Annotated in this window: 17 protein-coding genes, 1 tRNA gene and 1 pseudogene; 9 read left to right on the top strand and 10 right to left on the bottom strand. The window is 59.8% G+C overall.

Translation table 11 applies throughout. The features are described from left to right. Positions 1-64: 64 nt before the first annotated feature. Both EL18_RS03810 and EL18_RS03805 read right to left on the bottom strand, forming a co-directional pair. Complete coding sequence (locus tag EL18_RS03810; protein WP_036479947.1) at positions 65-2203, bottom strand: 3-hydroxyacyl-CoA dehydrogenase NAD-binding domain-containing protein; 2139 nt, start codon at positions 2201-2203, stop codon at positions 65-67. Next, positions 2203-3591 (bottom strand): acetyl-CoA C-acetyltransferase, encoded by a 1389-nt coding sequence (locus EL18_RS03805; protein ID WP_081871193.1) that lies wholly within the window; start codon positions 3589-3591, stop codon positions 2203-2205. The genes EL18_RS03810 and EL18_RS03805 overlap by 1 nt, the downstream gene beginning before the upstream one ends. Before the next feature lie 176 nt (positions 3592-3767). On the opposite strand from EL18_RS03805, the gene EL18_RS03800 reads away from it, so the two are divergent. Continuing rightward, on the top strand, positions 3768-4025 hold the full coding sequence (locus tag EL18_RS03800; RefSeq protein WP_036479940.1) for a hypothetical protein: 258 nt from the start codon (positions 3768-3770) through the stop codon (positions 4023-4025). An 18-nt stretch (positions 4026-4043) separates the two neighbouring features. Here EL18_RS03800 and EL18_RS03795 read toward each other — a convergent pair whose 3' ends face one another. Then, positions 4044-5018: a YihY/virulence factor BrkB family protein gene (locus EL18_RS03795; RefSeq protein WP_036479936.1), complete on the bottom strand. Its 975-nt coding sequence runs from the start codon at positions 5016-5018 to the stop codon at positions 4044-4046. A 192-nt stretch (positions 5019-5210) separates the two neighbouring features. On the opposite strand from EL18_RS03795, the gene EL18_RS03790 reads away from it, so the two are divergent. The 3 genes from EL18_RS03790 to EL18_RS03780 all read left to right on the top strand — a co-directional run bounded on the left by EL18_RS03790 (position 5211) and on the right by EL18_RS03780 (position 12265). Then, positions 5211-7130: an autotransporter assembly complex protein TamA gene (locus tag EL18_RS03790; protein ID WP_244444506.1), complete on the top strand. Its 1920-nt coding sequence runs from the start codon at positions 5211-5213 to the stop codon at positions 7128-7130. Beyond that, positions 7127-11743 carry a translocation/assembly module TamB domain-containing protein gene (locus EL18_RS03785; RefSeq protein WP_051913740.1) on the top strand — a complete coding sequence of 1539 codons (4617 nt, stop codon included), beginning with the start codon at positions 7127-7129 and terminating at the stop codon, positions 11741-11743. Before EL18_RS03790 ends, EL18_RS03785 begins: the two co-directional genes overlap by 4 nt. A 195-nt stretch (positions 11744-11938) precedes the next feature. Next, positions 11939-12265 (top strand): hypothetical protein, encoded by a 327-nt coding sequence (locus tag EL18_RS03780; protein ID WP_036479933.1) that lies wholly within the window; start codon positions 11939-11941, stop codon positions 12263-12265. A gap of 42 nt (positions 12266-12307) precedes the next feature. Here the strand turns inward: EL18_RS03780 and EL18_RS03775 are convergent. From EL18_RS03775 to EL18_RS03765, 3 genes are all read right to left on the bottom strand, one after another. After that, positions 12308-12383: transfer RNA gene (locus EL18_RS03775), tRNA-Lys, on the bottom strand. Positions 12384-12548: 165 nt separating this feature from the next. Continuing rightward, positions 12549-13466, bottom strand: coding sequence for a PhzF family phenazine biosynthesis protein (locus tag EL18_RS03770; protein ID WP_036479930.1), 918 nt, complete (start codon positions 13464-13466; stop codon positions 12549-12551). Between the two features lie 26 nt (positions 13467-13492). Beyond that, complete coding sequence (locus tag EL18_RS03765; protein WP_036479927.1) at positions 13493-14617, bottom strand: endonuclease/exonuclease/phosphatase family protein; 1125 nt, start codon at positions 14615-14617, stop codon at positions 13493-13495. A gap of 195 nt (positions 14618-14812) precedes the next feature. Here EL18_RS03765 and EL18_RS03760 point away from each other — a divergent pair, with 195 nt between their 5' ends. Next, positions 14813-15265, top strand: a complete 453-nt coding sequence (locus tag EL18_RS03760; protein WP_036479924.1) for a BA14K family protein — start codon at positions 14813-14815, stop codon at positions 15263-15265. Between the two features lie 123 nt (positions 15266-15388). Here EL18_RS03760 and ilvC read toward each other — a convergent pair whose 3' ends face one another. The 3 genes from ilvC to EL18_RS03745 form a co-directional block, all read right to left on the bottom strand. After that, positions 15389-16408 (bottom strand): ketol-acid reductoisomerase, encoded by a 1020-nt coding sequence (gene ilvC / locus EL18_RS03755; protein WP_036479922.1) that lies wholly within the window; start codon positions 16406-16408, stop codon positions 15389-15391. Between the two features lie 52 nt (positions 16409-16460). Then, complete coding sequence (locus tag EL18_RS03750) at positions 16461-17132, bottom strand: TetR/AcrR family transcriptional regulator C-terminal domain-containing protein (RefSeq protein WP_051913738.1); 672 nt, start codon at positions 17130-17132, stop codon at positions 16461-16463. Positions 17133-17395: 263 nt separating this feature from the next. Further along, complete coding sequence (locus EL18_RS03745; protein ID WP_036479919.1) at positions 17396-18142, bottom strand: pyridoxine 5'-phosphate synthase; 747 nt, start codon at positions 18140-18142, stop codon at positions 17396-17398. 116 nt (positions 18143-18258) lie between these two features. Here EL18_RS03745 and EL18_RS03740 point away from each other — a divergent pair, with 116 nt between their 5' ends. Continuing rightward, entirely contained in the window at positions 18259-18660 is a 402-nt protein-coding gene (locus EL18_RS03740) for a SpoIIAA family protein (RefSeq protein ID WP_036479916.1), read from the top strand. A gap of 75 nt (positions 18661-18735) precedes the next feature. Continuing rightward, positions 18736-19706: pseudogene (locus EL18_RS18150) on the top strand (DUF3179 domain-containing protein). Here the strand turns inward: EL18_RS18150 and EL18_RS03730 are convergent. Beyond that, positions 19707-20834 carry an ATP-dependent DNA helicase gene (locus tag EL18_RS03730; RefSeq protein WP_036479913.1) on the bottom strand — a complete coding sequence of 376 codons (1128 nt, stop codon included), beginning with the start codon at positions 20832-20834 and terminating at the stop codon, positions 19707-19709. A gap of 38 nt (positions 20835-20872) precedes the next feature. On the opposite strand from EL18_RS03730, the gene EL18_RS03725 reads away from it, so the two are divergent. Further along, positions 20873-21352 (top strand): hypothetical protein, encoded by a 480-nt coding sequence (locus EL18_RS03725; protein WP_036479910.1) that lies wholly within the window; start codon positions 20873-20875, stop codon positions 21350-21352. Then, complete coding sequence (locus tag EL18_RS03720) at positions 21349-22299, top strand: cation diffusion facilitator family transporter (protein WP_051913736.1); 951 nt, start codon at positions 21349-21351, stop codon at positions 22297-22299. The genes EL18_RS03725 and EL18_RS03720 overlap by 4 nt, the downstream gene beginning before the upstream one ends. Positions 22300-22304: the final 5 nt, after the last annotated feature.

Raw genomic sequence — 22304 nt, 5'->3', positions numbered from 1 at the left:
CGACAATAAAAGGCCCGGCATTTTCCGCCGGGCCTTCTTTTTCTCGGCCAGTCTGTTGCAGAGGTCAGTTTTCCAGCCGCTGCCAGCCTTCATCGGGCGCAAACCGTTGGCCGTGCTTGTCCTCCAGCTTGGAAAGCGCTGCTTTGATATCCGCAACACCCCGCTTGCGGGCATAGTGCAGGGGCCCGCCCCTGAAGGGTGCGAAGCCGGTCCCGAAGATCATTGCGCCGTCCAGCGTTTCCTCGTCTTCGACTACGCCTTCACGAAGACAGGCGACCAGCGTGTTCAGCATGGGCAGCACCATTCTGTCCGCCAGTGCTGACAGATCCTCGCTGTCGTCACCGGAAGACGACTGCTTTTTCGGCTTGCCCTTCTCATCATAGCTGTAGAGACCGCGACCGGCTTTCCTGCCTGTCTCGCCGCTTTGAACATGCCTCTCAAGCCATGCGGGAGGCGCTGGCAAAGTGTTTTCCGGGTCTGACTCCCGCAGCATGCGCGCGACTTCGAGACATATGTCGAGCCCCACGCGATCTGCGAGTTCCACAGGCCCCATCGGCATTCCGAACCGTTCGGCCGCCCGGTCGATCGTCTCTTTCGCCACACCTTCGTCAATAAGGAGAAAGGCTTCGGCAAGATAGGGAAACAGTGCGCGATTGACCAGGAAGCCGGGAGCACTTCTCACCAGAGCAGGCAAACGGGAAATGTCACCGCAAAAGGCCTGTGCGCGCACCAATGTCTCGTCGGAGACCCGGTCGTGCCGTACGATCTCAACAAGCTCCATCTGCGTAACCGGATTGAAGAAGTGGACCCCAACGAACCGCTCGGGCGATGGCGCGCTTTCCCGCAGGTCTTCAAGCGGGATGCTGGAAGTGTTGGTGGCCAATATGGCGCCCGGCTTCATCTTCCTTGCCAGCTCGGCATAAAGGGCCTTCTTGATTTCGACCTTCTCCGCGACGGCTTCGATGACAATGTCGGCCGTGGAAACACCAACGCCGTTGAAGTCGGGCATCAACAGGTCCAGCGCATCACGCTGCGCAATACCTGAATGGAGCTTCTTGTCATAGAATTTGGACGCGCGGCCAACCGCGGCAGCGATCGCCTTCGGCTGCAGGTCGCTGAGCGTGACCTTCAAGCCTCGCGCAGCGCACCATGTCGCGATGTCGCCGCCCATTGTCCCTGCCCCGATCACATGGACATGCGCGATGTCGCTTTCCCCCTTGGCCTTGGACTTCATCTTCTCCCGCAGGAAGAAGACGCGGATCAGGTTCTGGGCGGTCTCTCCACTCAACTGCTCGGCAAACGAGCGTATCTCGGCTTTCTGCGCACGCTCCATGTCACCATTAGCGTGTTCCCACAATTCGATGAGGGCATAGGGCGCGGGATAATGTTCGCGCCTGGCGCGCTTCTCCACCTCCCCGCGCATGCGTTTGGCCGCAAGCCCGCGCGCAGGCCCAAGCCCCAGCAGCCGCTCCTTCCAACCGCTCGCAAAGCCTGCAGTGTTCCTGTCCTGCTTCTTCAGGCCCCCGGCGGCGAAATCCGAGACTGCCTTGTCGACATGGCGCTCTTCGATGACTGCCTCGACCAGTCCAAGCTTCCTGGCCTTGCGATCATGCACCGTCTTGCCGGTCAGCATCATGGTCATGGCTTCGATCGGATCGATCAGCGCAGGCAAACGATAGGTGCCGCCAAGCCCGGGATGTAGCCCCAGCAGCACTTCGGGAAGACCGAAGGTTGCCCCGGCAATGGCAATGCGGTGATCACAACCAAGCGCCAGCTCCAGACCGCCGCCCAGACAATGGCCATGAACAATCGCCAGGGTTGGATAGGACGCATGGGCCAATCGGTCCAGGATACGGTGAGCATCCTTCATGCGCTCTTCGATCTGGCGTGCATCACGAACACCCTTGAAGTCACGGATATCCGCACCGGCCGCAAAGCCGCCGGGCTTGGCCGAGCGCAACACGAGTGCCTTCGGGCGCTTCTTGTCGAGGTTCTCCAGGATCTCTCCCAGTTCTTCCATGACCTCTTCGGAAAGTGTGTTGGCGCTCTCGCCTGCGCGATCGAGAACCAGCCAGGCGACATCGCCGGCATCGCGCGCGATCTTCCAGTGTCGGTATTCGCCATCTGCGATATCGGTGACTGGTCCCAGCTCGATATTGCGGCTCTTCAGTTTCTCCCAGACCTTCGCTTCAGAAACAGACATCAGACCACCTCCAGAAGCATTGCGCCGCCAAGACCACCGCCAATGCATTCGGTGGCGATCCCTCGCTTGAGTTTCTTCCGCCGCATGGCGTTCACCAGATGCAGCACGATGCGGTTGCCACTTGTTCCCACCGGATGCCCGAGGCTGATCGCCCCGCCATCGACATTGAGCTTGTCGCGATCAATCCGGCCGAAAGGTCCTTCCAGGCCAAGCACTTCCCTGCAGTAATCGGCATCGTCCCAGGCTGCCAGGCAGGCCAGAACCTGAGCGGCGAATGCTTCATTCAGTTCCCATAGATCAATATTCTCACGCGCCAGTTCATGGCGTTTCATGAGCGCAGTCGAACACAGGGTCGGTCCGAGCCCCATGATCGAGGGATCCAGCCCCGACCACTCGCTGTCAACGATCCGTGCAAGCGGCTTCAACTTGTATTTCCTGACCGCCTCTTCCGAGGCGAGGATCACCCAGGACGCGCCGTCGGTTATCTGCGAGGAATTGCCAGGCGTGACTTTCCCATAGGGCTTCTCGAAGACGGGTTTGAGTTTGGCCAGCTTTTCCATCGAACTATCCGGGCGCACCCCGTCATCATGATCAAGCAAGCGCCCGTCTTTCGTCACCGCCGGCTCGACCTCATTCGCGAGATATCCTTCAGCCTGCGCATGCGCGAGACGCTGATGGCTCTCCAGCGCATAGGCATCCGCCTCTTCGCGACTGATATTGAACAGATGGCCGATCACCTCGGCCGTCTGGCCCATATTCAGTTCTGTGATGGGATCCGTCAGTCCCCGTTCAAGACCGATAACCGGCTTTGCCATCTCCGGCCTGAACGCACCGACAGCCGTTGCACGGTCCATGGTGGTCTTGGCCGTCGCGAAACGGCCGAACCACCCGGCAGCCTTTCTTGAAAGCACGAGAGGTGCATGTGAAAGGGCTTCGGCTCCACCAGCCAGTATGAGATCGGCCTTGCCTGCCTCGATGGTGCGAAATGCGCTGTCGATGGATTGCATTCCCGAACCGCAATTGATCTGCACCGTGAAGGCTGGCATGGCCGCGCCCATGCCGAGACGGAGCGCGGCAACGCGGGCTGGGTTCATCTCATCCGCTATCACATTCACGCAGCCCAGGATGACGCTGTCGAAAGCTTCAGCCGCAAAGGGCTGGCGCGCCAGGAGCGGACGACCGCATTGCACCGCAAGATCAACAGGTGTGAACGGTCCCGGCTCACCCCGGGCTCTCAGAAACGGCGTGCGCGACCCATCCACCACGTAAACCGGGCGGTCGCCGGTATGGGACGCGTTCACCGGCGCGCCACTCCTGCGCGCTGCGGGCCTGCGTGATGCACTGCGGCGTGCGGTAGGCTTGGAAGTCGTTTTAGGAGTTACGGCCATGAATTCACCCTGTTGCGACTGGAAGCAATGCCCCGTCAGCATATTAGGGCATGGGCGCCCTTCCTCAACCACAATGCGTAAACAACCAGCGTACACGCAGAAAAATCGGCCGACTGCGAAACCCCGCCTCGTGCGGGACGTTGCCTGAGCATGGGTCTAAACACAGGAGAAAGACCATGAACCAGGAGAACAAGGCACGCGGCCTCGACAAACCGGCAGATGAGCTGCGCGAGACTGATCTGGCAAATCGGAAAATGGGCGACAATGACCTGAAAGGCAACGATCAGGCGAATGTGCGCAACCAGCGCCACGCACAGCCCGACGCCAAGCGCGAGGCGGATGACGTTATCGAAAGCTTTGAGAAACTCGACAAGGATGTCCGCGCCCGCGAAGATCTCGGGAAGGGCAATCGCGAAAGCCCCGCAGGCGACTGACTTACCGTTCCCGCGGCATCAGCCGCGGGATTCCCCTACCGTATCAGCCATGACAGCCCCACGTTTCCCGATAGGCTCATCCGGCCCGACAGTGGTGTCCTGCATCGTCTGATGCTCGATCTCGGAGTTCAGCTCCGCACCGATCAGCAGGATGACCACCGACAGCCAGGTCCACATCATGAAACCGATGACCGCGCCGAGCGAACCGTAGGTGGCATCATAATTTGCAAAGTTCTGCAGGTAGAACGAGAACCCGATTGATGCAGCAACCCAGACAATGGTTGCGATTGCTCCACCCCAGGTGATCCAGCGCCATTCGGCGCGGCTGCGGCTGGGGCCATACCGGTAGATGACGGAAATACCGGCTGCAATGACGACGAAAAGCAGCGGCCACCGCAGGAGCCGGATAAGCGTCTCCGCCACGCCTTCCAGATTTGCAAAGGCCAGAATGGCCGGAATTACCCCCACCGAGACGATGAGGAAGATGCCGATCAGCATTCCACCCAGCGTGAACATCAGGCTCATCAGGTTCAGCATGATGAAGCCCCGTTTCTCATCCTCGTCATAGGCGATGTTTAGCGCCTCGAACAACGTCTTCATGCCCGTATTTGCGCTCCACAGCGCCAGCAGAAGGCCGAAGACGAAGCCGAAGGACAGCGCCTGTGCGTCCTGCGATGCCAAGCGGTCGAGTTGCTGCTGAATGAGATCCAGGCCTCCGCTCGGCAACATCCCACCCAGAAAGGCTATGTGATCCGCCACACTGCTTGGATCGGCAACGAAGCCATATATCGACACGAAAGCGGCAAGCGCAGGGAACAGCGCAAGCAACAGATAAAAGGTGGCTCCCGCGGCTACCAGCGTCACACGGTCATCACCTATTTCCCCATATACGCGCCAAAGAATATCCTTCCAGCCGGAACGAGGGATCTGGGACGGCGCGCGCGCATCGCGCCCGCGCTCGTTGGGAATTGTATGTGGCTCCTGTTTTGTCATGTCCCTTCCTCGGCCTGACGTGAAAACGCCTCAAACGATTGTTGAATTGGTCACATGATCTGGGCTAGCAAATCAGTGCAGTACCTGTTTTGCCAATTCCTGAAGCCGGAACAGGTTGCATGAAGAAGGGGGCGAGCCTTCCTCATGGGCCCGATTGGTCGGGTTTTTGACTATTCGCCGGGGAGGAATGTCTTGCAGCATGCTCGGATCACAGGTCTTTGCCGCGCACGCCCTTTTGCGCGGACAGTCCTTGCTGCAAGCATCGCTATTGCGCCACTGCCCGCCTATGGTTTCGAGCTCTTCGGACTACGTCTCTTCGGCAAGGACAAGCAGGAAACCGTCGACACGATTGGCACGCCCCAGGATTTCGAAGTCGAGTTCACGGTTGTCGGTGAGAACGACGAGCTTTCGCGGGAGCTGAAGAAGGCTTCAACTCTGTGGAAGGATCGCGATGAACCGGCATCCGGCGCAGGCGGACTCATAGCGAAGGCGCGTGGTGACTATCGGCGTATTCTCAACGAACTCTACGCCAATGCACGCTATGGCGGCACCATCTCTATCACGATCAATGGCCAGCAGGCCTCCGAGATCCTGCCCGACAGCGAATTTCCAAATCCCGTCCAGGTGATGGTTCGCATCGACCCGGGTCCGGAATTTGTGTTCTCAACGGCACGTGTCGAAAACGAAGCTCCACCAGCGGGACCCGGAGACGAGGTTGAGGTCGCCGACGGCTTTGCCCGCGGCCTTCCAGCGCGATCCGGCGCGATCATCAAGGCAGGACGCCTTGCCGCCGAAGCCTGGCAACAGCAGGGCTATGCAAAGGCGCGTGTCGCCGAGCGGCGCGTCGTTGCCGCCCATGACGCGGACACGATCGACGCGACCATCGTCCTCGAACCTGGACGCTATGCACGACTGGGCGGCGTCTCCGTTCGTGGTACCGAGCGCATGAACGCTCGATTCGTGGCGCGCCACACGGGGCTGAAGCCCGGTGAAGAATACGATCCCGATGATATCGAGTTGGCACGTGAACGCATCAATCGGCTTGGCGTGTTCCGTTCTGCCCGCGTGGAGACCGCCGAAGAAATCGGGGAAGACGGGATACTGCCGGTCAATGTGATCGTGCAGGAACGCCTGCCGCGACGGTTTGGCGTCGGCGGCTCGTATTCCACCGTCGACGGGCTTGGATTGGAAGCCTATTGGCTGCACCGCAATCTGTTCGGTCGCGCGGAAAGTCTGCGCGTGGAAGGCAAGGTTTCCGGGATCGGCGAAAGCATCGATCCGGAAGACTTCACCTACCGACTCGGCGGAACATTCACCCGACCGGGCATCTACCTGCCTGAAACCGACTTCGTCGCATCGCTTTACGGCGAGCGGGAGGTTCTTGACGCCTATACGCGCACGGGCGTGTCGGGGGAAGTCGGCGTTACACATCGCTTCACGCCAGATCTGTCAGGTAGACTTTTCGCCAATGGCGGCTGGGCACGCTTCGAAGACGATTTCGGCACGCGTGAATTCGTCACTGCCGGCCTTCTGGGCGCAGTCACCTATGATACGCGCGACAATCCCGCAGACGCGACCGAAGGCATTTTTGCCGAGGTAACACTCGAACCGTATTACGAGTTCAACTACGGCAACGCCGCTTTGCGCATGATCGCCGAAGCGCGGGCCTATTACAGCTTCGACGAGGAGGACCGGTTCGTCATTGCCGGCCGCGCAAAGATCGGCGCGCTTCTTGATCCGCCGGCGCTGAAAACGCCACCCGACAAGCTCTTTTTTGCAGGCGGTGGCGGGTCGGTCCGCGGATATGCCTATCGCAATATTGGCGTGCGGGACGGTGAAAATCTGCGCGGGGGCCACTCACTTGCCGAAGCTTCCGCCGAATTGCGGGTCAGGATCACCGACACGATCGGTGCTGTCGCCTTCGCTGATGCGGGCTATGTCGGTGCCGAGGCATTCCCGGATTTCTCCGAGGATCTCAAGGTGGGTGTGGGCGCAGGCTTGCGCTATCTCACCGCACTTGGCCCGATCCGGCTGGATGCCGCGGTGCCTCTCGATCCGGAGACGGATGATCCCGATTTTGCATTCTATGTGGGAATAGGACAGGCATTTTGACACGCTTCCTCACCGCCCTCGCCTTCCTGCTCTTCGCTTTCGGCGCAGCCGCCCAGGAAGCTGCTCCGGCAAATGAGGAAGAAGAACGCTCTTTCTTTACGGCCTTCATCGAAGACCGCCTTTCCACGCCAAACCGTCAGATTCGACTGCGTGGCATCTCCGGCGCACTTTCCTCCGAAGCGACCATCGAGGAGATCACCATCGCGGACCGTGAAGGGATCTGGCTCCGCATCGAGAACGCCAGCATCGACTGGGACCGCTCGACACTCGTGCTGCGCCAGCGCCTCGAGATCGAGCGCCTTGCCGCCGATCGCGTAGAAGTGCTGCGCAAACCGCTACCCGACGAGGGACTGCCCTCCCCGGAAGCGGGTGGTTTCTCGGTTCCAGAACTCCCGATCGCCATCAATCTGGGAATGCTGGAGGTGCCGCTGGTCTCCTTTGGAGGAAGCGTTTTTGGCTTGGAGTCGCAGATATCGGTAACCGGAAACCTTGCGCTGGCAGGCGGTTCCCTCGACACCGAACTGGATGTCACCCGGCTCGATGGCCCAGGCGGACGCCTGGCGCTTGATCTTGCCTACGCCGCCGACACCGAACGCTTCGAAATCGATTTCCAGCTACAGGAGCCGGAGAACGGTGTCGTCGCCAATCTCCTCACGCTTGAAGGCCGCCCGCCGGTGGAACTCGTCGTGGCCGGTGCGGGTCCTCTGGATGCGCTGGACGTGCAGCTTTCGCTTGCGACTGCCGGCGAACCGGCCCTCTCCGGCACTGCGCGCCTTCGTGGCCGCAGCGAAGGCCTCGGCTTTACCACAGATGTGAGTGGAACCCTGGCACGACTCGTTCCCGAACAATACCGGCCGTTTTTCGGTGATCGAACGCAGCTGACAGCATCTGGCGTGGTGCGTGACAGCGGCGGAACGCTGCTACAGGATCTCAGCCTGGAAAGCGGTGCACTGAACCTGACAGCTGCCGCAGAAACAGCTTCGGACGGCTTCCTGACTGCCCTCTCGCTGGAGGCACGCATTTCTGATCCGGCCGGCGAGCCGGTTTTGCTTCCCGGCGGCGATGGTCAGACAAAGGTGGGGCGTGTCGATCTCCTGGCCTCCTATGGTGAGGCCAATGCGGAGCGCTGGCAGGCACGCCTGCTGTTGAGCGATCTGACCACAGCTGATTTCGCTGCCGGCACCACACGTCTTGAACTCGGCGGCACTGCCCGAAATCTCGAGCGGCCCGAACAGCGCAGCATCACGTTCGAAGCCGAAGGGGCGATTGAGGATATCATCGCTGAACGCGCTGATATTGCCCAGGCTCTGGGAGAACGCCTCGATCTCACCGCACAAGGCTCCTGGAGCGCAGGCCAGGCCCTGCGAATTGCCAATGCAGCAATCTCCGGCAACGGACTGTCCATCGCAAGCGAGGGAAACTTCACCGACGGCTCATATGACGGCACGACCCGGATAGAAGCGGCAAGCCTCGCGCCATTCTCCGGCTTCGCAAATCGCGAACTTGCCGGACGGGTTGACCTTACCGCCCGCGGCCTTCTGAAGCCGTTCAGCGGTGGCTTTGACCTGACATTCGATGGTGAAGCTACGGATCTGAATACCGGCGTTACCGCTGTTGATGGTCTTCTATCAGGCGCTACCACCCTCACAGGTCGGGTAGCGCGCACGGATGAAGGTATTGCCGCAGATGAGTTTGCACTGAGAAACGCGCAGGTCGAGATAGAGGCAAACGGGACGATCGCGTCTGAAGCCTCGGATTTCGATATCGAGGCTTCTGTCACCGATCTGGCGAGGATCACGCCGCGCGCGCAGGGTCGGCTGGAACTGAAAGCCACGGCAAAAGGCGCAGGCGATGCTCTGGCACTCCAGGCGATCGCGAAGACGAGCGAGGCGAAGCTTGTCGACAAACGGCTCTCTGACGCGACACTTCGCTTCGACGGAACGCTCGGCGAAGTCGCGTTGGTTGGACAGATCACCCTCGACGCCTTTCTGGATGGCACGAGAACCAGCGGCAGCGCCGAAATCTCGTTTGCCGAAAATGAGCGCTCAATCCGTGAACTTTCACTGCAAGCCGGCGGCGCGGAACTTTCCGGTGAAGTCGCGCAGAATTCCAACGGCTTGTTCTCCGGCATGCTTGCCCTTGATGCCGCCGAACTCGAAACGGTCGGCGCACTGCTTCTGAGGGACGTACAAGGGGCAGCACAAGCGCGTATAGAACTTGCACCGCGCGGGGACGACCAGTGGGCGAGGATCGATGCAGAGGTCACGAACCTGCAGATTGACGAAACGCGAATTGGCGCAGCAGGAATAGAAGCGCAGATTGATGACCTGCTCGGCGTGCCGCTGGCCGAAGGTGAAATCACTGCCGACAATCTTCGGGTTGCCGGGATCGACATTGCAACACTTCAGGCAACCGCCAGCACGCAGGAGAACCAAACAGATTTTCGCGCAGATGCACGCCTTGCAAATGGTGCTGATATCGCGCTTGCCGGTGTGCTGGAACAACAGGAACAGGGCTTCACGCTCGGCCTGGACACGGCAGAACTGACACGGCTCAACACCACAGCCTATCTCGTGGAGCCCACACAGCTGCAGATGATCGGCGATGATATCACCATCTCACCGACGCTCCTGAACGTCGCAGGTGGTGAAATCAGCATCAGCGGAACTGTCTCGGATCGGTTGGATCTGGACGCTACGCTCCAGTCCATCCCGCTCTCCATCGCAAACACCGTACGGCCTGATCTCGGCCTTGCAGGCACGGTCAGCGGAAATGCCATGATCACCGGCACGCGGGATTCGCCGCAGGCCGAATTCGAACTGATCGGCCGGGACATCGAGGCGAACGCCCTAGTCGATGCCGGTGTTTCGTCACTCGACATCGACGCTACCGGACGCAGCGTCTCGGATCGGCTGAACATCGCTGCAAATTTGCGCAGCCCCGGGGGGCTCTCTGCAAATATCTCCGGCACCGCGCCCCTGTCGCCGGACGGGCAACTGGCGCTGGACGTGGAACTGCAGTCATTCCCGTTGACCCTTCTCAACCGTCAGATCAGCGGCCAGGATCTCGCCGGCAGCGTCACCGGGACAGCGCGGGTCGCGGGTGCGGCCACATCGCCGGACGTGACTTTCAGTCTCTCCGCTTCCGGCCTGTCTGCGCGTCCCCTTGCCAATCTTGGCGCCGCACCTCTCGATCTCAGCGCCAACGGCAATTTCTCCGAAGGAGTGGTCAATCTTTCTGCTCTGAATGCACAGGGACCGCTTGGACTTTCTGTGGAAGCGAGCGGGCGCATTCCCTTGAGCGGATCCGGGCTTCAGGTGAATGCGCAGGCAAGCGTGCCTCTGCAGTTGGCGAACAGACAGCTCATCAGCCGTGGAACACAGTTCAGCGGGAGCGTTCAGGCACAGATCTCGGCAACGGGCAGCGTCACGAACCCGTCGCTGTCGGGCGTCGTTACCACACGTGATGCAACGGTCATCGACCCCATGACCAATCTGCGTCTGAGCGGCATCCAGCTGGATGCGGCGCTGGCAGGTGAAACCGTCACCCTGCAACAGGTAACCGCAAATCTCTCTAGCGGTGGCAGCGTCAGCGCCAACGGCACCATCTCCACCAATGCCGCTGCGGGTTTTCCCGCATCAATTGCCATTCGCCTTTCCGATGCCCGTTATACCGATGGCGACATGCTCTCAGCCACTGTAGGTGGCGCCTTGAGTCTGGAGGGCCCGCTCACCCGGGATCCGTTGCTTTCCGGCAACATCGACATTGCACGGGCCGAAATACTCGTTCCTGACGGCATGGGCAGCGACGCGGCACAGCTTCGTGTGCGCCATGAAAATGCGCCTGCGGCAGTGAGGCAGACGCTACAGCGTGCACGTGCGGAGGACGGTACGCCGATGCCTTCCTCGCGCCCGAGCGTGATGCGTCTCGATGTAACCGTTAATGCCCCTGCCCGCATCTTTGTGCGCGGACGCGGACTGGATGCGGAGCTTGGCGGCTCCGTCCGCCTGACCGGTCCCGTCACCTCCGTGCGCCCTGTAGGTGCCTTTCGCCTCATTCGCGGGCGGCTTGGCATTCTCGGCCAGCGCATAACCTTTGACGAAGGTACGGTGACGCTCGTCGGAGATCTCGATCCGTTCCTCGATTTCGTCGCCCGCTCACGCGGGAGCGACATTCTCGTTTTCATCAATGTGACAGGACGCGTTTCCGACCTGGAGATTACGTTCTCCTCACAGCCAGACCTGCCGGAAGACGAAGTGCTCGCCCGCCTGATCTTCAAGCGAAGTGTGGGCGAGCTTTCACCACTGCAGCTGGCACAGCTGGCCGCGGCGGCGGCTGAACTTGCAGGTGGCGGAAATTCCTCTCTGCTGGGCTCGCTGCGCAATGCGACCGGTCTGGACGATCTGGATGTCGTGACCGACAGCGAGGGCAATGCGGCTGTGCGTGCCGGACGCTATGTTCAGGAAAACATCTATCTTGGTGTGGAAGCAGGTGCCGGTGGCAGCACACGCGGCACGATCAATCTCGACATCACCGAAGACCTGAAGGCCCGAGGTTCCGTCGGCTCCGACGGGGATTCGTCCGTGGGCATCTTCTTCGAAAAAGACTACTGAGCTGCAGCCAAAAAAAATGCCGGCATAAGCCGGCACACGGCACGCAGGTGTGTGGGGGTTGGGGGCGGGGAAGCGCGTGCCGTCATCGTGCTAACCGCCTGCACGTGAGAAGGTTCCAAACTTTTTTCAGTTTTTTCCGTGCGGGAACCGCGACCGGTTCTTGGACATTTGAAAAGCAGATCAAAGGAGCGGCCGATGTCTTCCCCCAAACCCGAGCTTTCGCTCTATCGCCTCATACCGGATGCACCGGCAACGGACCCGAACTGGGACCTTGCGCCTTCCCAAGGGATCGTTACCGTGTGCGCCTACTCCCCCGCCGACGCGCGCATAGTTGCCGCGGAAGCTGAACTCGACTTCCTCGACATCGCTGCAAAACCCGGCGACGGCACCTCGACGAAGATGGCCAGCGCCTTTCGTGACGAAAAACTCTATCGCGTGGAAGAGATCGAACAGGGTACAAGTGGCGAGCGCGGCGTGGTGCAACACATTCCGCAGGAAGACCTGATACGCGGCAAGGGCTGAAACGCCGCGTCGGCACCCGAGATTTTGCTGAAAGGCGGAGAGTGGTGGGTGATGTAGGGATCGAACCTACGACCCGCTGATTAAGAGTCAGCTGCTCTACCAACTGAGCTAATCACCCGACCGTTTGTCTCCAAAGAGCCCCCGCCGATGGTCGCGGCGGAGTGAGTGGGTCATTATCCCGTATGACGCATTCGTGCAACCCCTTGATGACAGTGTTTTTCACGAAGGCGCAATTTTTTCTCAACCGACTCTTACGCGCATGCAGCCGTGGTGGGTAAACGCGTCAAAAGCGCAGTGTACCGCTCGCGATTTCCACAGCACTGCCGCCAATTCGCGCGGCGTCGATGGCACCGCCGGCCACATCCATCTCCAGGCGAATTAGGGAAGGACGTCCCATCTCCAGCCCCTGCTCGATCCGGAATTGGTGCGAACCGTCCACCGGTGCATCGAAAGCGTGAACAGCGCCTGCGAATGCCGCCGCGGCCGAACCGGTGGCGGGATCTTCCGTTATGCCTGAGAGCGGGGCAAGCATCCGCGCATGAAACGCGTTCTCATGCCCCACCGTTTCGCGGCAATAGACATATGCCTCGGCAAGAATCCCATCTTGCGAGGGAGCCAATTCGCGCCAAAGCTGCGCATTCATGTTCACGCGCGCGGCTGCGCCCAGATTGGCCACGGGCACGAGTACATATGGGACGCCTGCGGACCAGACGCTGATCTTGTGGTTCTCGAACCCGATCTCGTTATGAGGCAGCGCCAATGCGGCCGCGACAGCTTCTGCCGAAGGTGCCGCATCGAACTTTCGAGGCAGTCGCGGCAGATCGAACTCGGCGAAGCAACCACCATCGCTCAGATTGACCGCGCAACGTACAGGTCCGACCTTTTCCTCCAGAACAATGATCGCAGACTGGCCTGCCGCATTCAGTGCATCGCTTCGCATTGCCAGCGAAATGGCGGTACCAACAGTCGGGTGCCCCGCGAAGGGCAGTTCGTGCCAGGGTGTGAAAATGCGGACACGCGCGGAATGGATCGGATTCTCCGCAGGCAGGACGAAGACCGTTTCCGAGAGATTGAACTCGCCCGCAATACGCTGCATGTCATCATCCGACAGGCCCTCGCTGTCATAGACGATTGCCAGCGGGTTGCCGCTGAGAGGCTTGTCCGTGAACACGTCGTAAATGGCATAGGAACGGTTCTTCATCACGCATCCTTCGGCAAAGAGATGGGCTAGCTGCGATTGGCAGCCAAAGTGAGAGACATTGCAACCGGACAGTGATCGGATGCCTTTGGCCGGTCCCAGCCGGTCCGCGGATAGCGCTCCGCCTCCTGACCGGCAGGAAAGGGCGTGCGCCACGGCTGTCCGCCCCGCACGATGTCGGGAATACCGGTAGACCGCTCCGCAAGAGCCGGTGACAGCAGCATGTAGTCTAGCTGGCACAGATGGCGTTCCTGCGGGCCGCGCGTGTGGTAGAGCGTCCACCGGTCTAGCACTGGACGCCGCTCGACCACATTCACGCAGAAACCATCTTCGGTCAGCACGTCGATGCTGTTGAGCGCGCTCTCCCGCACCGGCTCGAAGGCATAGCCGTCGAACATGTCGCCGGTGATGACCACGCGCTCCCGGTAATCATTGAGATCACCGCAGATCACCCAGTCACGTTTGCGCGCCTCGTCTGCTCCATAGCGTTCGTTGATGATGTGGCGGATCGCGCGTGCTTCGGCAACACGGATCGGCATGCTGGCCGTGCGCCCGTCCATACCGTTCCGCGGCGGGCTCATAGCCTTGAAATGCGCACCGAAAATGCTGAAGTCGCTGCCGCCAATGCGCAGATCGACCTCCAGGCAATCGCGCCTGAAGATGCGCTCATCCGGCTCTATGCCGAGTTCGGCCAGGTCCTCGTTGTGAAGGTCCAGATCCCGAAAGGTCAGATGAGCATGGCTGTTCATGCCGACAAATTCTATCGGTTGGCCGTCAGCGGTTTCCGGCCTCATCATGATGGCAACATCAATGCCGCGCCCGTCATTGCCCTGACTGGAATATTTCTCGCGGTACCCCTCGCCTATCATCTTGAAGAGATAGCCGTATTCGAAGGCCTTGAGCGCGGCGAGATTGTCAACCTCCTGCAGGCAGATGATGTCCGCCCGCGTCGCCGCGATGGCGAGTGCGGTCAGCTGTCGCGCGTCGTCCGTATGCGCAACCATGCGAGCGCTTTCCAGCGCCTTGTACTCGTCTTCGCTTTTGATGTCGTAGAGCGCGAGAGCGCGGTCCTGCCGAATATCATTCCTGTAACCGGAGAAATCGAACCGGTTCATGAGATTTTCGACATTGAAGGTGGCAAGGCGTAAGGTCATGCAGCAGCTATGCCTGCTGTAAAACGCAAAGACAAGGCGCGACCACGACCGCAGCTTCTGCCTCAAAACCGCGCCAAATCTGCCTCAAGCTGCAACCTTTATGTTCATGCGCCATTCATGGAGCATATGTGAAATTGCGTTCATTCCCTGGCGGTTTGGGCTTGGGCCGTCGCTTAAGAAGACTGGAGATGAGAGATGAAATCGATATTTTCCGCGATGGCCGTTGCAGGTTTTCTGAGCATCGGCATGGCAGCAACACCGGCTGGCGCCTCGGCACTTGGCGTGGTTTCGCAGCCGGTAAAGACCGCCGAAAGCGGTGAGACCCTGGTGCAGAAGGTGCATGACACCCGCCGCAAGCATCGACATGCCCGACGTCACCATAATCGCAAGCACTGGCGTCGCCATCACTCGCGCCCGCGCGCCGGGATCTACTTCGAGTTTGGAACGCCCGGTTACAGCCGCCCCTACTATGACCGCCCGTACTATGCGCGCCCGCGCTATGTGCGCCCGGCTCCGCGCGTGCGACTGACCCGTGCCCATGTGAACTGGTGCCACAACCGGTACCGCTCTTACCGCACGGCAGACAACACGTTCCAGCCCTATAACGGTCCTCGCCGTCAGTGCCGCTCGCCATACTGGCCGCGGTGACGGGTTGAACATCTGCAAAATGAAAAGCACGGCGCATCAATGCGCCGGGCTTTATTTTAAAGTCTGCGCCTGGAGCCGCACCTGAATCACATCATCAGATGCAGCGCGCAAGGAACTGAAAGATCAGTTCTTTTCCTTGTCGACCAGCTTGTTCTTGGAAATCCATGGCATCATGCCGCGAAGCTTCTCGCCAACTTCCTCGATCTGATGTTCGTCATTGAGACGGCGGGTAGCCTTGAAGCGTGCTGCACCCGAATGCCATTCCTGCATCCACTCGGCGGTGAAGCGGCCGCTCTGGATGTCCTTGAGGACGCGCTTCATCTCGGCCTTTGTTTCCTCGGTGATGATGCGCGGACCCGTGACATACTCGCCCCACTCAGCCGTATTGGAGATGGAATAGTTCATGTTGGCGATACCGCCCTCATAGATAAGGTCGACGATCAGCTTCACTTCGTGCAGGCACTCGAAGTAAGCCATTTCCGGTGCGTAACCACCTTCAACGAGCGTCTCGAATCCGGCGCGGATCAGCTCGACGAGACCGCCGCAAAGCACGACCTGTTCGCCGAACAGATCCGTCTCGCACTCTTCGCGGAACGTCGTCTCGATGATACCGGAGCGACCGCCACCGACACCGCAAGCGTAGGAAAGTCCAAGATCGAGCGCATTGCCCGATGCGTCATGATGAACGGCAACCAGGCAAGGCACGCCGCCGCCCTTCTCATACTCGCCGCGAACCGTATGGCCAGGGCCCTTCGGTGCGACCATCAGAACATCGACGGTCTTCTTCGGCTCAATCAGACCGAAATGGACGTTGAGGCCGTGGGCGAAGGCGATTGCAGCGCCGTCACGAATGTTAGGAGCGATTTCGGAATTGTAGATACCGGCCTGCAGTTCGTCTGGCGTTGCCATCATCATCAGGTCTGCCCAACCGGCAGCCTCGGCAACGGTCATGACCTTGAAGCCGTCAGCCTCGGCTTTCTTGGCCGTCGCAGAACCTGCACGCAGCGCCACCGCAATGTCCTTGGCGCCCGAATCCTTCAGGTTCAGCGCATGCGCACGACCCTGGCTGCCATAGCCAATGATGGCAACCTTCTTGGATTTGATCAGGCCGAGATCGGCGTCGCGATCGTAATAGACTCGCATTTCGTTTCCTTCCTTGAACTTGAACTAAAAAGAAATCGCTCCGGCAGCCTGCCTAAAGGCGGGCCACCCTCTCCTCTTCCCGCGCCGCATAGAGCGCGAAAAACTTGGTGACGGCTGCCTCGGCAAGCTCGTCGAAACGCTGCGGCTGCCGAGCTCCGGCATCGCCCAGAAGCATGCGCACATGCAGGTCGCGCACGATCAGGCCATAGAAGACATGATAGGTGTCATCGCGGTCATCATAGTGGATCAGACCTCTACGCTTGCCCGCCTCGAGAAGCGCACCGGCACGCTGATCGATGCGCTTGCGTCCCCTCTCGATAAGCAGTTGGGCAAGGCTGTTGCCCTCCTGGCTCGCCTGACCGATAGCCAGACGGTTCAGAGCAAGGGAGACATCTCCTGCAAGCACATTCAGCAGATCTTTCGCGAAGGCCAAAAGATAGGCCCGGTAACGCTGCGCATCCATTGCGGCGCCATCGTCGGTGAAGGTACGCACCTTGCTGGCCTGATAGGAAATCATGGCCGCAAGAAGTCCCTCGCGGTCGCCGAACCACTTGTAGAGGCTTTCTTTCGAGCAGCTCGCTGCCCGCGCAACACCGGCCGTGGTCAGTGCCTTTTCACCACCGGCTACCAGGAGACCAAGTGCCGATTCCAGCACCGCCTGCTGCCGCGGAGTGTATTCATCGCTGTGGTTCGTATTCTCAGGCACTTCGCCCGCCCCATCCATTAACAGTACCGTACGGTACGGTTCTGCCACAGGCATTCATCAAGGGCAAGAGGCGGAGACGAAAAAATGCATCTCGTTGAAAGGCGCTACTTCTCGTTCGGGAAATCTCTGCAATTAACCAATTGTTAAGAATTGGTGCGTACAACCATAAGTATAGTGACTTGAGGCCTCCTCAACTATTTCAGACAGCATTTATCCTATCCATTTTCCTCCCAAGATGCTGGCGGCACTGTTTGACAGTGCCGCCATTTTTCCTGCTCACACTAGCCCTTCAAAGCGGCCAGAAAGCGCTCGACCGACTTCGCCATTCCGTGTTCAAGCGCATCTGCGGTCAGACCATGCCCGATCGAGACCTCGTCAAGATTGGGAAGTGCGCGGACCAATGGCGGCAAATTTGCGACGGTCAGATCATGACCGGCATTGACGCCCAGACCGACCACGCTTGCCGTCAGGCCGACTTTCTCTATTTCTTTCAGCGACTTGCCTGCCTTTTCGGAATCATCGAAACAGCCGCCGTACGGCCCGGTGTAGATCTCCACGCGATCAGCCCCGATCTCGCGCGCGATGGCGAGGTCCTCTTCACCCGCATCCGGATCACAGAAGAGCGAAACGCGCATCCCCTGGCTTCTGAGCCGCTTCACGACAGGCGTGAGAAGCTCTCTTGAAGCCTGGAACGGCCAACCGTGGTCCGATGTCGCCTGGGTCGGGTCATCGGGCACCAAAGTAACCTGTTCGGGCTGCGTCTCTTCGACCAGTGCCAGGAAGTCCTCCGTCGGGTAACCTTCGATGTTGAACTCGGCCTCAGGAAACTCGTCATCGATCAGCGCTCGGATTTCAGGCAGATCGCTGAGACGTATATGGCGCTGGTCAGGGCGCGGGTGAACCGTCAAGCCGTGAGCGCCAGCCTGCAATGCAATTCGCCCCAGTCCCGTTACACTTGGCCAGGGCAGATCGCGCCTGTTTCGCAGCATCGCGACGGCGTTCAGATTGACGGAAAGTTTGGCAGCCATGGCATCCTCATGCATTAAGTGCTGGCGAACCTATACGTGCTTTACGCGGAACGCGAGAGAGCCAGCCATCGTTACCATCATGTACAGGAAGCGAGCCAGGCGAAGGGTCCGACGCGATGCAGCACCAGGAAATTCCTCACGTCAAACGCATCGAGACGTCCCGCGAAGACGCCGTGGCATTCGAGGTGACTGGGCACATTACCGCGGCGGATGTCGAGAATCTCTACGGTCTTCTTGATGGCATCTATGTCGTTCACGACAAGATCGATCTGCTTGTCCTGATCCACCATTACGAAGGCTTTGACTGGACCGCGGCCTTTCGCGAAGGCACCATTGCTGGCAAGACCAGCGCTCTGAAGCATATCCGCAAATATGCCGTTGTCGGCGGCCCCTCCTGGATGAGTACCACGCTCGCCTTCTTCCGCCCCTTCCTCTCGATCGAGATGAAGCATTTTGCGCTTGAGGAGCAGGAAGAAGCCTGGAAGTGGCTGGGGGCGGAGCCCAGACCCATTGAATGAAACCACGTGATCGTGACTGGCCAGTGAGTAGCGAAAGGTGATCACCTGAATCACAACCTCACGGGAGGTCTGGTGATGACGATGAGCCGCGTTGTTCCGGTGCTTCTGGCGATCTTCCTGTCCGCCGGTCATGCTGCAGCCAACCCTGATCGCTGGCGAAGCGAAGGGTGGAAGACGGACTTCAGCAGGAACAGCATAGAATGGAGCGAGATCCTGTCGGGCGGCCCTCCCCGCGACGGCATCCCGTCCATTGATTCTCCCGATTTCGAGAAAGCTTCTGCCAACAAGACATTGGATCAGCGCGAGCCTGTGATCCAACTGCAGATCGGCAACGAAATCCGCGCCTATCCACTCAGCATCCTCACCTGGCATGAGATCGTGAACGACACTTTCGATGGCATGCCCGTGGCCGTCACTTATTGCCCCCTGTGCAATGCATCCATCACTTTCGACCGACGCGTCGACGGTCGCATTCTCGAATTCGGCACGACGGGAAAGCTACGCCATTCGGACCTCGTCATGTATGATCGGCAGACCGAAAGCTGGTGGCAGCAATTCACCGGCGAAGCCATAGCCGGAGCATTGACCGGCTCGGCCTGAAGCTCATCCCCTCAAGGATCGTCGCGTTCGGCGACTTCGCGGCGAATTATCCCGAAGCGAAGGTTCTCGTACCGTCAGATCGCAACTTCAGGGACTACGGAAGGAATCCCTATATCGGCTACGACACTGCCGCTGCCCCCTTCCTCTATCAAGGTGACCTGCCCGACAATATCCCAGCCATGAGCCGCGTGGTCGTCATCCGCACCGAAAAGGAGCCGATTGTAGTCAGCCTCGAAAAGATACGCAGATCCGGTTTCTCATCGGACGGCTACGAGATCAGTTTTCAGGCCGGCGTGGCTTCGGCCCTTGACAGTGCAGCGATATCGGAAGGCCGCGACGTGGGTACGGTGCGTGTCACCAGAAATGGCGAACATGTGCCCCATGACGTGACATTCGCCTTCGTCGCGCACGCCTTCCACCCCGATGCAGCGATCATCACCGAATGATCAGCGAACGATCGTCAGGCGTTCCGCGGCACGCGTGATGGCGGTGTAGAGCCAGCGTTGGCGCGTGTCACGAAACGCGTAGCTCTCGTCGAACAGCACGACATTGTCCCACTGCGAACCCTGCGCCTTGTGCACGGTCAGCGCATAGCCATAGTCGAAATCGTCGAACCGCTTCTTGGTCTGCCACGGGATGTCCGCATCAGGATCCTCGAACTGCGCCTTGAGCAGCTTGATCTTGGCGACACCGCGATCGGGATCATCCTCTTCGGGTGATACGAGCAGGTTGATGCCCGGCTTTATCGTCTCCTTCGCCGAAGTCATCACTTTCCACAGCGACCCATTGAGCAGCCCTTTTGCAGGATCGTTGCGCAGACATACCAGCTTGTCTCCCGCCTGCGGATAGACGGCATCGAAGCCCTTCAACTCGCGCAGGCGCGCATTGTAGCGGCGGCGCGTGCGGTTTGTTCCCACCAAAACCTGGTCAGCATCCAGAACCAGCTCGCGATCAACCTGCCCCTTGGAGATGACCTGTGCAGACCCGTAGTCACCATGCATGAATTCCCTGCCCTCGCGCACATCAAGCGCAAGCCGCACGATGGGATTGTCCCTTGCCTGTCGGTGGATCTCCGTCAGCAGGAAATCGGGCTCATGCTCGGTGAAGAAGCCGCCACCGGAAATCGGCGGGAGCTGGGCGGGATCACCAAGAACGAGTATCGGCGTCCCGAATGTCAGCAGATCACGCCCCAGCGCCTCGTCGACCATCGAACACTCGTCGATCACGATAAGCGCCGCCTTGGCGACAGGACTTTGACGGTTCAGGGAGAATGTGGGCGACATGGAGGTACGCCCGGTGGTCTCGTCCTCCACCTGCTCCTCGCCGCGTGGCCTGTAGATCAGGGAGTGTATCGTCCGTGCATTGGTTGCGCCCTTGGAACGGAGAACCTGTGCGGCCTTGCCGGTGAAGGCGGCGAATTGCACCTCACCGTCCACGTGCTCGGCAAAATAGCGCGCAAGAGTCGTCTTGCCCGTACCGGCATAGCCAAACAGCCTGAAGACCTGGCTCTGACCGTCGCGCAGCCAACGCGCCACCGCCTGGAGCGCCTCATCTTGCTGGGGTGCAAATTCCATGACTTCGAAGAACAGGATTCGGCCAGGTTATGCAAGCGATGGAACCTGCCATAGAAGCTCGGCGTTCACCGCGCATGATGCTCGGCACCACAAAAGGCCTCGTTGCCACGCTTGTGCTCACCTTGTTCGCGCTCAGCGCATGTTCCTTTCCTTCCGACATGCGCGGCACTTCCGACGAGATTCGCGGCACCGTAATGGTTGTCGGAGTGATTGGCAGCGATAAAGCCGGTCCACGCGAAAGCGAGATCATCAACAGAATTGCCGACCACTACAACGCTCGTGTCATGTGGGTAACAGGCGAGGCACACCGACTGGTTTCGGACCTTGAACAGGGGAAGATCCACCTCCTGGCAGGCGCAATTCCACAGAGCACACCATTTGGTAGGAAGATCGGCCTGAGCCGCCCCCTGGCCTACACCATCATTGGCGGCGACCGGCACAAGACCGTGCTTGCGGTTCGCAAGGGGGAGAATGCTTTCCTGCTGCAGGTCAATCGCGCAATCGGTACAAGCCCATGAGAGATCGTCAGGACCTGCCTGAGGACATTGTCGAGGCGCTCAATCGCGCCCGACGCCTTGAATGGTGGACGATCGGATTTATCGGCTCCATCGTCATCGTCATGTATTTCGCGGTCGGCTCCAGCCAGGCGATGAAATCGGCCTGGACAGAGGATATGTTGAGCCTCCTGCCGCCAATCCTGTTCCTCGCTGCAACCGCGGTGGAACGCAAGGAGCCGACCGAATTCTATCCCTATGGCTTCCATCGGGCTGGCTCACTGGGCTTCTTCGCGTCCGCAATGGCGTTGACCGCGATGGGCGCCTATCTGCTCTTCGAGGCTGTGATGACATTGGTCAGCCGTGAGCACCCAAGCGTCGGCAGCACGCACCTCTTCGGATACGAGATCTGGCTTGGCTGGTTCATGATGGCAGCCCTGCTCTACTCCGTCATTCCGCCCGTGATCCTGGGGCGGAGGAAAAAGAAGCTTGCGCGCGAACTCCGCGACAAGATCCTATTCACGGATGCCGACATGAATGCGGCTGACTGGCAGACCGGTGCAGCCGGCATTGTCGGCATCATCGGCATCGGCCTTGGATACTGGTGGGCCGATGCGGCCGCCGCAGGCCTCATATCCTTCTCGATACTGAATGACGGACTGCGAAATCTGCGCACGGCTTTCGCTGAACTCATGGACGGCGCGCCACGCAAGATCGATGCGGCGGAAATCAGCGAAACCGCCAGGAAGATCCAGTCACGCCTGAAAAAGCGCAATCCCGGCCACCGCATTCAGATCCGGCAAACCGGGCGTTACATCAGGGCCGTGATCGTCCCCGATGCACAAGAGGCGATCTCACGGGAAAACGCGGAAGCGCTTGCCGACAAGGACGCCTGGCAACTTACGGAAGTGTCGCGCGCTGTAAGTTCCAGCGCCGATCTCGCCTCGACCTCGTCCAACCACAAGCGCTGACGGCG

Origin of the sequence: Nitratireductor basaltis (assembly GCF_000733725.1) — a bacterium.
Classification (GTDB): Bacteria; Pseudomonadota; Alphaproteobacteria; order Rhizobiales; family Rhizobiaceae; genus Chelativorans; species Chelativorans basaltis.
This window is presented reverse-complemented; position numbering and strand designations above follow the sequence as displayed.